We start from the raw sequence: 10,113 nt of genomic DNA, 5'->3' as shown, positions 1-10,113 counted from the left end.
TCACAGAGGGCGAATAGCTTACCTTGACAAGCCCTAACTACTACACCAAAAATGCACAACTTCTTGAACACCAATGATGGCACATTAGTAGCATCGTGCTTATATGACCAAGAAAACATGCAAAGTTCCTCGCGCAACTAATGCATGAATTGCCCGCCATATAACGGGCTGATAGGGAGATCAATTTCAGTGGATGTGCCGTTGCTGCTCACCGCCGTTTCCGCGACTTCGCCTTGTGGCGAAGACATGGAATATGACGCGCAATTTCTCCAACTGGAGCGTGATGCCAAGGGCCAGCCTGAGCGCAGCATGGGTGATTCCATCTTGCCCGCCGAGCCGCCGGACTGGCGCAGCATCCAGCAGCAGAGCCTCGACTTGCTGCAGCGCAGCAAAGACCTGCGCATCACCCATTTCCTCCTGCAAAGTTCCCTCGCCCTCCAGGGTGTGGCCGGGCTGGCCGACGTCCTGAAACTGATCGACGCCCTGTTGCGCGAATACTGGTCCGACCTGCACCCGCGCCTGGATGCCGACGACGACAACGACCCGACCGTGCGCATCAACGCCCTGTCTGGCCTGACCAGTGACGCGACCATTCGCCTGCTGCGCGAAAGCATCCTCACGCGCTCGCGCACCTTCGGCCCCGTGAGCCTGCGCGCCGCGCTGAATGCCAGCGGCCTGATGAATTTCCCCGACGAACAGCTCGGCGCCCAGCAACTGAACGCCGCGTTCCTCGACAGCGACCCCGAACACCTGCAAGCCACCCGCGACGCCTTGCGCGCCGCGCGTGCGGCTTGCGAAGCCATCGAGCAGCAGGTCAGCGACCAGGTCGGTTCAGCCCAAGGCGTGGACCTGACCCTCTTGAAACAACCGCTCAAGCAGGCGCTGCAAGTGCTTAATCAAGCGGTTCCAGACACCCAAGGCAGCAGCGAACCCGAGGCCGTCAGTGACGACAATGCCCCCTCGGTCGAGTACGCCGCTGCCCATGCGGCATCGCGCCCGGCCGGCGATATCGCCAGCCGCGATGATGTACTGCGCAGCCTGGACAAGATCCTTGCGTACTACACCCGTCACGAGCCTTCGAGCCCGCTGCCGGTGCTGTTGAACCGAGCGAAGAATCTGGTGCATGCCGACTTTGCCGCGATCGTGCGCAATCTGATTCCCGATGGCATGTCCCAATTTGAAAACCTGCGTGGGCCGGACGGCGAGTAAGCCGTCCGACTGCGCAGTAACAACACCGTCGCTCAAGCGACCAGGAGCAGCAACGTGGCGAAGCAAAGTTCTCAGAAATTCATCGCGCGCAACCGCGCGCCTCGGGTGCAGATCGAGTACGACGTCGAGCTCTACGGCGCCGAGAAAAAGGTCCAGCTGCCCTTCGTGATGGGTGTGATGGCCGACCTCGCCGGCAAACCTGCCGAGCCTCTGGCGCCAGTGGCTGATCGCAAGTTCCTTGAAGTGGACGTCGACAACTTCGACTCGCGCCTCAAGGCCATGCAGCCGCGCGTAGCGTTCCACGTACCGAACGAATTGACCGGCGAAGGCAACCTGAGCCTGGATATCACGTTCGAAAGCATGGACGACTTCAGCCCGGCCGCCGTGGCGCGCAAAGTCGACTCGCTGAACCAGTTGCTCGAAGCCCGCACCCAGCTGGCCAACCTGCTGACCTACATGGACGGCAAGACCGGCGCTGAAGAAATCATCATGAAGGCAATCAAGGACCCGGCACTGCTTCAGGCACTTGCCAGCGCGCCTAAGCCTGCAGGGGACCAATAATCATGACTGACAATACCGCCCGCGAAGGCAGCCAGATCCTGGGTGCCACCGAAGAAGCCAGCGAGTTCGCCAACCTGCTGCTACAAGAGTTCAAACCCAAGACCGAGCGTGCCCGCGAAGCCGTGGAAACCGCTGTGCGCACCTTGGCCGAACAGGCTCTGGCGCAAACAGACCTGGTGTCCAACGACGCGATCAAGTCGATCGAATCGATCATCGCCGCCATCGACGCCAAGCTCACCGCCCAGGTCAATCAGATCATCCACCATCAGGACTTCCAGCAGCTGGAAAGCGCCTGGCGTGGCTTGCACTACCTGGTCAACAACACCGAGAGCGATGAGCAGCTCAAGATCCGCGTGCTCAACATCTCCAAGCCGGACCTGCACAAGACCCTGAAGAAATTCAAGGGCACCGCGTGGGACCAGAGCCCGATCTTCAAGAAAATGTACGAAGAAGAATACGGCCAGTTCGGCGGCGAACCGTATGGTTGCCTGGTCGGCGACTACTACTTCGATCAGTCGCCTCCGGACGTCGAGTTGCTGGGCGAGCTGTCGAAAGTCTGCGCGGCCATGCACTCCCCGTTCATCGCTGCGGCCTCGCCGACCGTGATGGGCATGGGCTCGTGGCAGGAACTGTCGAACCCGCGCGACCTGACCAAGATCTTCACCACCCCGGAATACGCCGGCTGGCGCTCGCTGCGTGAATCGGAAGATTCGCGCTACATCGGCCTGACCATGCCGCGCTTCCTGGCGCGTCTGCCGTATGGCGCCAAGACCGACCCGGTGGAAGCTTTCGCCTTCGAAGAAAACACCGACGGCGCCGACAGCTCCAAGTACACCTGGGCCAACGCCGCATACGCGATGGCGGTGAACATCAACCGTTCGTTCAAGCACTACGGCTGGTGCTCGCGCATCCGTGGCGTGGAGTCCGGTGGTGAAGTGGAAAACCTGCCGGCCCACACGTTCCCTACCGACGACGGTGGTGTGGACATGAAGTGCCCGACCGAAATCGCCATCAGCGACCGCCGTGAAGCGGAGCTGGCGAAGAACGGTTTCATGCCGCTGCTGCACAAGAAAAACACCGACTTCGCCGCGTTCATCGGCGCTCAGTCGTTGCAGAAACCGGCCGAATACGACGACCCGGACGCCACCGCCAACGCCAACCTGGCCGCGCGCCTGCCGTACCTGTTCGCCACCTGCCGTTTCGCGCATTACTTGAAGTGCATCGTGCGCGACAAAATCGGGTCCTTCAAAGAGAAGGACGAGATGCAGCGCTGGTTGCAGGACTGGATCCTCAACTACGTCGACGGTGACCCGGCGCACTCCACCGAAACCACCAAGGCCCAGCACCCATTGGCTGCCGCCGAAGTGATCGTGGAAGACGTCGAAGGCAACCCGGGGTACTACAACTCCAAGTTCTACCTGCGCCCGCACTACCAGCTCGAAGGGCTGACCGTGTCGCTGCGCCTGGTATCGAAACTGCCTTCGGCGAAAAGCGCCTAACCCACGGATGAGCTGGCTCTTCTGTGGGAGGGGGCTTGCCCCCGATAGCATCACTGGGGTGTGACTGACACACCGAGGTGCCTGCATCGGGGGCAAGCCCCCTCCCACACAAAGGCACTGCGCATTTGGAGTTACTCAAATTCAGTGGCAAGCGCCACACAGGGAGAAAACATGGCTGTTGATATTTTCATCAAGATCGGCGACATCAAGGGCGAGTCTATGGACAAGGCCCACAAGGACGAAATCGACGTACTGAACTGGAGCTGGGGCATGGCCCAGTCCGGCAACATGCACGTGGGCGGTGGTGGTGGTGCAGGCAAGGTGAATATCCAGGACCTGTCGCTGACCAAGTACGTCGACAAAGCTTCGCCGAACCTGATGATGCACTGCGCCAGCGGCAAGCACATCGACAAGGTCAAGCTGACTGTGCGCAAGGCCGGTGGTGAAAGCCAGGTCGAGTACATGGTGATCAACCTGGAAGAAGTGCTGGTCACGTCCCTGAGCACCGGCGGTTCGGGCTCCGATGATCGCCTGACCGAGAACGTCACCCTGAACTTCGCCCAAGTGATGGTTGACTACCAGCCGCAGAAAGCCGACGGCACCAAAGACGGCGGTGCAATCAAGTTTGGCTGGAACATCCGTTCCAACACCAAGCGCTGATAGCCCTGGTGGCCGTGGTCTCATGCCACGGCCACTAGCCCTGCCCCTCAGAACAATCGTCCCTCTCACAACCCGTCCGTGGAGCTGCTTTGGTGGTAACTGAAATCGCTTCCCGCGACCGTCTGCAACCGTCCTTGCTGGACCGGCTGACTGACGACGACCCAACCAATCCCAAGGAAAGCGCCGACAAACGCGTGCTGTCCCTGACCCAATTGAAAGCCTCGGTGCTGCGCGACCTTGCGTGGTTGCTCAATACCACGTCGTTGCTCGATGCCGACGCCACGCTGCACACCCCGGCCGGTACCTCGGTGGTCAATTACGGCCTACCTGCATTGGCGGGCAACAGCGTTTCCAGTGTCGATATCAAGGCTCTGGAAGCCCTGATCTACCAGGCGATTGCCACCTTTGAACCGCGCATCCTTCGCCATACCCTGCGGGTGAAGGCTCGCGTCGGCCATGGCGAGATGAATCACAACGCCCTGAGTTTCGAGATCGAAGGCGACCTGTGGGCGCAGCCAGTGCCGTTGCGCCTGTTGCTGCAAACCGACCTCGACCTTGAATCCGGCCACGTGCGCGTGGTCAATGCCGACCAGCGGAGACGCCCATGAATCCGCGCCTGCTGGAGCTGTACAACCAAGAACTGCATCACGTGCGCGAGAGCGCCGCCGAGTTCGCCAAGGAATACCCGAAGATCGCCAGTCGGCTGACGTTGTCTGGCATGGACTGCGCCGACCCGTATGTCGAACGTTTGCTTGAGGGCTTCGCTTACCTCACCGCCCGCGTACAGCTCAAACTCGACGCCGAGTACCCGACCTTCACCCACAACCTGCTGGAAATCGCTTACCCGCACTACCTGGCGCCGACCCCGTCGATGACCGTGGTGCAATTGCAGACCGACCCCGACGAAGGCTCCCTGGCCAGTGGTTTCCCGCTGCCGCGCGACACCGTGTTGCGTGCCGCCCTGGGCCGCGAAACCCAGACCTGCTGCGAGTACCGCACCGCACACCCGGTGACGTTGTGGCCGTTGCAGGTCAGCAATGCCGAGTACTTCGGCAACCCCGCCGCCGTACTCGGTCGCCTGGCCGCCAGTGAGCCGAAAGCCAAAGCCGGCCTGCGCCTGACCCTACGCACCGGCGCAGAATTGCCGTTCAACAGCCTCGACCTGGACAACCTGCCGCTGTACCTCAGCGGCGCCGACGAACAGCCGTTCCGCCTTTACGAACAACTGCTGGGCAACGCCTGCGCGGTGTTTGCGCGCAAGCCCGGTGGCGATTGGGTTGAGCGGTTGCCCCAGGACGCACTGCGCTCCCGGGGTTTCGACGATGCCGACGCGGCTATGCCGGTCGTTGCGCGCGCATTCCAGGGCTATCGGTTGTTGCAGGAATACTTCGCCCTGCCCCACCGTTTCCTGTTCGTCGAATTCGCCGAACTGAGCCGCGCGGTCAAACGTTGCGACGGCCAGGAGCTGGAGCTGATCGTGCTGTTCGACCGTCACGAACCGAGCCTGGAAGGCAGCGTCGGCGCGGCGCAATTCCTGCCGTTCTGCACCCCGGCGATCAACTTGTTCCCGAAGCGCGTGGACCGCATCTACTTGTCCGACCGGGTCAACGAGCACCACGTGATCGCCGACCGCACACGGCCAATGGATTTCGAGATTCACTCGCTGAGCGGCATCACCGGCCACGGTACTGGGCCAGAGCAGCCATTTTTGCCGTTCTATGCAGTACGCGATCCATCCCGTTATGGCCGCGACCAGGCGTACTACACAGTGCGTCGCGAGCCGCGCGTGCTATCCAGCGACCAACGCCGCAATGGCCCACGCTCTACCTACGTGGGCAGCGAAACCTTCGTCAGCCTGGTGGACAGCCGCCAGGCGCCCTACGGCCACGACCTGCGCCAACTGGGCGTGACAGCGCTGTGCACAAATCGCGATCTGCCGTTGTTCATGAGCGTGGGCAATGGCAAGACCGACTTCACCCTCTCCGACAGCGCGCCAGTTTTATCCGTGCGTTGCGTCGCCGGCCCAAGCCGCCCGCGCGCCAGCCATGCCCATGATGCCAAGGCCTGGCGCCTGATCAGCCAGTTGTCGCTCAACTATTTGTCCCTGAGCGAACAAGGCCAGGGCGCGGGTGCCTTGCGCGAATTACTGCGCCTGTATGGCGACAGCAATGACGCCGCCCTGCAATTGCAGATCGAAGGTCTGCGCGACGTCAGCAGCAAGGCCGTCACCCGGCGCCTGCCGATGCCCGGACCGATCGTATTTGGCCGCGGTCTTGAGATCACATTGGAGTTCGATGAAAACGCGTTTCGCGGTACCGGCGTGTTCCTGCTCGGTGCGGTGCTGGAACGCTTCCTGGCACGCTACGTGTCGATCAACAGTTTTACCGAGACGGTGATCCGTACCACCGAACGCGGCGAGATCATGCGATGGAAAGCCAAGCCCGGGCGTCGTCCGACCCTGTGAGTACTTTGGATGCGATGCATCAGGAGCCCTGGGAATACGATTTCTTCCAGGCGTTGCGGCGTATCGAGTGCGAATCGCCGGACCTGCCGCGCCTGGGCCATTCCCTGCGCCTGGCAGACGACCCGCTACGCTTGGGGCAACAGGCCGATTGCACGTTCGCCCCGGCCACCCTGGCGTCGGTCGACCCCGGCGGCGATGGCAAACCCGCACGCCTGGAGCAGTTCTTCTTTGGCCTCGGCGGCCCGAACGGCCCGTTGCCGCTGCACATCACCGAGTACGTACGCGAGCGCCAGCGCAACAATGCTGACAGCACCAGCAAGCAGTTCCTGGACGTCTTCCACCACCGCCTGCTAAGCCTGTTTTATCGGGCTTGGGCCGAGGCGCGGCCGACGGTCAGCCATGACCGACCGGATGATGACTACTGGTCTGCACGCCTCGCCGCCTTAAGTGGTCGAGGCATGCCGAGTCTGCTCAACCAAGGGCTGATTCCCGACACGGCGAAGCTGCATTACAGCGGTCACTTATCAGCGCAAACCCGTTACCCAGACGGTTTGAAGGCAATCCTCGGCGAGTATTTCGGCCTGCCGGTGGAGATTGAAGAATACGTCGGCCAATGGCTGGAACTGCCAGAGCGCAGCCGTGTGAGTGTCAGCGCCAACCGGCTGGGTGTGGACTTTTGCCTGGGCAGCCATGTGTGGGACCGCCAGCACAAATTCCGTATCCGCCTGGGCCCGCTCAAGCTGGACGACTACATGGGCATGCTGCCCGGCAGTCAGCCGTTCAACGAGCTGGTGGCGTGGGTGGCCGAGTACCTGGGCCATGAATTGGACTGGGACTTGAACCTGGTTTTGCAACAACCCGAAGTACCGGCGCTGCAACTCAATGGCCAGTTCCGCCTGGGCTTTAACACCTGGCTCGGCAATCCCGAGCATGACGCCAACGACCTAATCCTGGCCCGGCATTACGCCGATCAAGCCACCACCTCAAGGAATCCAGAGCATGGGTGAAATCAGTCGCGCCGCACTGTTCGGCAAACTCAACAGCGTGGCCTACAAGGCCATCGAAGCCGCCACCGTGTTCTGCAAGTTGCGGGGCAATCCGTATGTGGAGCTGGCCCACTGGTTTCACCAGTTGCTGCAACTGCAGGACTCGGACCTGCACCGCATCATCCGCCAGTTCAACGTCGAGCCGGCGCGCCTAGCCCGTGACCTCACCGAAGCCCTGGACCGCCTGCCGCGTGGCTCGACGTCGATCACCGACCTGTCGTCCCATGTGGAAGAAGCCGTGGAGCGCGGCTGGGTATACGGCAGCCTGATGTTCGGCGAAAGCCAGGTGCGCACCGGTTACCTGGTGCTGGGCATCCTCAAGACCCCAAGCCTGCGCCATGCGTTGCTCGGCCTGTCGTCTGAGTTCGACAAGATCAAGGCCGAAGCCCTGAGCGAACGCTTTGACGAATACGTCGGCGACTCGCCGGAAAACGCCTTGAGCGCCAGCGACGGCTTTAACGCCGGTGTTCCAGGCGAGGCCAGCGGCGCCATGGCACCGAGTGCGATGGGCAAACAGGAAGCCCTCAAGCGTTTCACCGTCGACCTGACCGAACAGGCTCGCAGCGGCAAGCTCGACCCTATCGTCGGCCGTGACGAAGAGATCCGCCAACTGGTGGACATCCTCATGCGCCGCCGCCAGAACAACCCGATCCTCACCGGTGAAGCCGGCGTCGGCAAGACGGCCGTGGTCGAAGGTTTCGCCCTTCGCATCGTCGCCGGTGACGTGCCGCCTGCACTGAAAGACGTAGAACTGCGCAGCCTCGATGTAGGCCTGCTGCAAGCCGGCGCCAGCATGAAAGGCGAGTTTGAACAGCGCCTGCGCCAGGTCATCGAAGACGTCCAGGCCTCGCCCAAGCCGATCATCCTGTTTATCGACGAAGCCCATACCCTAGTAGGTGCCGGTGGCGCCGCCGGGACGGGTGATGCAGCCAACCTGCTCAAGCCCGCCCTCGCCCGTGGCACCTTGCGTACCGTGGCCGCCACCACTTGGGCCGAGTACAAGAAGCACATCGAGAAAGACCCAGCGCTGACCCGCCGCTTCCAGGTCGTGCAAGTTGCTGAACCGTCGGAAGACAAAGCTCTGCTGATGATGCGCGGCGTGGCATCGACCATGGAGAAACACCACCAGGTGCAGATCCTCGACGAAGCCCTTGAAGCCTCGGTAAAGCTGTCTCACCGCTATATCCCGGCGCGCCAGTTGCCCGATAAATCCGTAAGCCTGCTGGACACCGCCTGCGCCCGCGTCGCCATCAGCCTGCACGCCGTACCGGCCGAAGTGGACGACAGCCGCCGCCGCATCGAAGCCCTGGAAACCGAGCTGCAAATCATCGCCCGCGAGCATGCCATCGGCATCGACATTGGTGCGCGCCAGAGCAACAGCGAAACCCTGTTAAGCGCCGAGCGTGAGCGCCTGGCGACCCTGGAAAGCCGCTGGGCCGAAGAGAAAACCCTGGTGGATGAGTTGCTCGCCACCCGTGCCACCCTGCGTGAAAAGGCCGGGGTTGTGGACAGCGATGCGGGTAACAACGAGAGCGATGAGTTGCGTGCGAAACTGGTCGATCTGCAACAGCGACTGACCGCGCTGCAAGGCGAAACTCCGCTGATCCTACCGACCGTGGATTACCAGGCCGTGGCCTCGGTGGTCGCTGATTGGACCGGTATCCCGGTGGGCCGCATGGCTCGCAATGAACTGGAGACGGTGCTTAACCTCGACCAGCATCTGAAGAAACGCATCATCGGCCAGGACCACGCCCTGCAGATGATCGCCAAGCGCATCCAGACCTCCCGAGCCGGCCTCGATAACCCGAGCAAGCCGATTGGCGTGTTCATGCTCGCCGGCACCTCCGGCGTGGGCAAGACCGAAACCGCCCTGGCCTTGGCCGAGGCCATGTACGGCGGTGAGCAGAACGTGATCACCATCAACATGAGCGAGTTCCAGGAAGCTCACACGGTGTCGACCCTCAAGGGCGCGCCACCGGGCTATATCGGCTACGGCGAAGGCGGCGTGCTGACCGAAGCAGTGCGGCGTAAACCCTACAGCGTGGTCCTGCTGGACGAGGTGGAGAAAGCCCACCCGGACGTGCATGAAATTTTCTTCCAGGTGTTCGACAAAGGCGTGATGGAAGACGGCGAAGGCCGGGTGATCGACTTCAAGAACACCCTGATCCTGCTGACCACGAACGCCGGTACCGAGCTGATTTCCCGCGTCTGCAAAGACCCGGCGAACATCCCCGAGCCAGAAGAAATCGCCAAGGCCCTGCGTCAGCCATTGCTGGAGATCTTCCCGCCTGCCTTGCTCGGCCGCCTGGTGACGATCCCCTACTACCCGCTGAGCGACGAGATGCTCAAGGCGATCACCCGCCTGCAACTCAACCGCATCAAGAAGCGCGTGGAGAATACCCACAAGGTCGCCTTCGACTACGACGACGCGGTGGTCGACCTGATCGTCTCGCGCTGCACCGAAACCGAAAGCGGCGGACGCATGATCGACACCATCCTCACCAACAGCCTGCTGCCGGACATGAGCCGTGAGTTCCTCACGCGCATGCTTGAGGGCAAGGCGCTGGCGGGTGTGCGCATCAGCAGCCGGGATAATGAATTGCACTACGACTTCAGCGACGCCGAATAACGACTGTTGGAATGCGGTTTAAGTGTGGGAGGGGGCTTGCCCCCG

8 protein-coding genes are annotated in these 10,113 nt (G+C 62.0%); all 8 read left to right on the top strand.

Translation table 11 applies throughout. The annotated features are described in order from the left end of the window. Positions 1 to 189 precede the first annotated feature (189 nt). Positions 190 to 1,209, top strand: a complete 1,020-nt coding sequence (tssA, locus tag ACKZ62_RS29130) for a type VI secretion system protein TssA (RefSeq protein WP_447096182.1) — start codon at positions 190 to 192, stop codon at positions 1,207 to 1,209. A 54-nt stretch (positions 1,210 to 1,263) separates the two neighbouring features. Then, complete coding sequence (tssB, locus tag ACKZ62_RS29125) at positions 1,264 to 1,770, top strand: type VI secretion system contractile sheath small subunit (protein WP_010207547.1); 507 nt, start codon at positions 1,264 to 1,266, stop codon at positions 1,768 to 1,770. Positions 1,771 to 1,772: 2 nt separating this feature from the next. Continuing rightward, positions 1,773 to 3,269 carry a type VI secretion system contractile sheath large subunit gene (gene tssC / locus ACKZ62_RS29120; RefSeq protein WP_032884437.1) on the top strand — a complete coding sequence of 499 codons (1,497 nt, stop codon included), beginning with the start codon at positions 1,773 to 1,775 and terminating at the stop codon, positions 3,267 to 3,269. Between the two features lie 171 nt (positions 3,270 to 3,440). Continuing rightward, the gene (locus ACKZ62_RS29115; protein ID WP_017735732.1) at positions 3,441 to 3,929 is read left to right on the top strand and encodes an Hcp family type VI secretion system effector; all 489 of its coding nucleotides are present in this window, start codon (positions 3,441 to 3,443) and stop codon (positions 3,927 to 3,929) included. A 92-nt stretch (positions 3,930 to 4,021) separates the two neighbouring features. Next, on the top strand, positions 4,022 to 4,537 hold the full coding sequence (gene tssE, locus ACKZ62_RS29110) for a type VI secretion system baseplate subunit TssE (RefSeq protein WP_005792513.1): 516 nt from the start codon (positions 4,022 to 4,024) through the stop codon (positions 4,535 to 4,537). Further along, positions 4,534 to 6,393 (top strand): type VI secretion system baseplate subunit TssF, encoded by a 1,860-nt coding sequence (gene tssF / locus ACKZ62_RS29105; protein WP_447096181.1) that lies wholly within the window; start codon positions 4,534 to 4,536, stop codon positions 6,391 to 6,393. Before tssE ends, tssF begins: the two co-directional genes overlap by 4 nt. Continuing rightward, a complete protein-coding gene (tssG, locus tag ACKZ62_RS29100; RefSeq protein ID WP_032884439.1) occupies positions 6,357 to 7,400 on the top strand; it encodes a type VI secretion system baseplate subunit TssG in 1,044 nt (347 codons plus the stop codon). The genes tssF and tssG overlap by 37 nt, the downstream gene beginning before the upstream one ends. Continuing rightward, the gene (gene tssH, locus ACKZ62_RS29095) at positions 7,393 to 10,068 is read left to right on the top strand and encodes a type VI secretion system ATPase TssH (RefSeq protein WP_032884440.1); all 2,676 of its coding nucleotides are present in this window, start codon (positions 7,393 to 7,395) and stop codon (positions 10,066 to 10,068) included. The genes tssG and tssH overlap by 8 nt, the downstream gene beginning before the upstream one ends. The last annotated feature ends 45 nt before the right edge of the window (positions 10,069 to 10,113 follow it).

The organism is Pseudomonas sivasensis (genome assembly GCF_052938085.1).
Note: the sequence above shows the minus strand (reverse complement) of the source record. Positions and strands in the feature narration are given on the sequence as shown.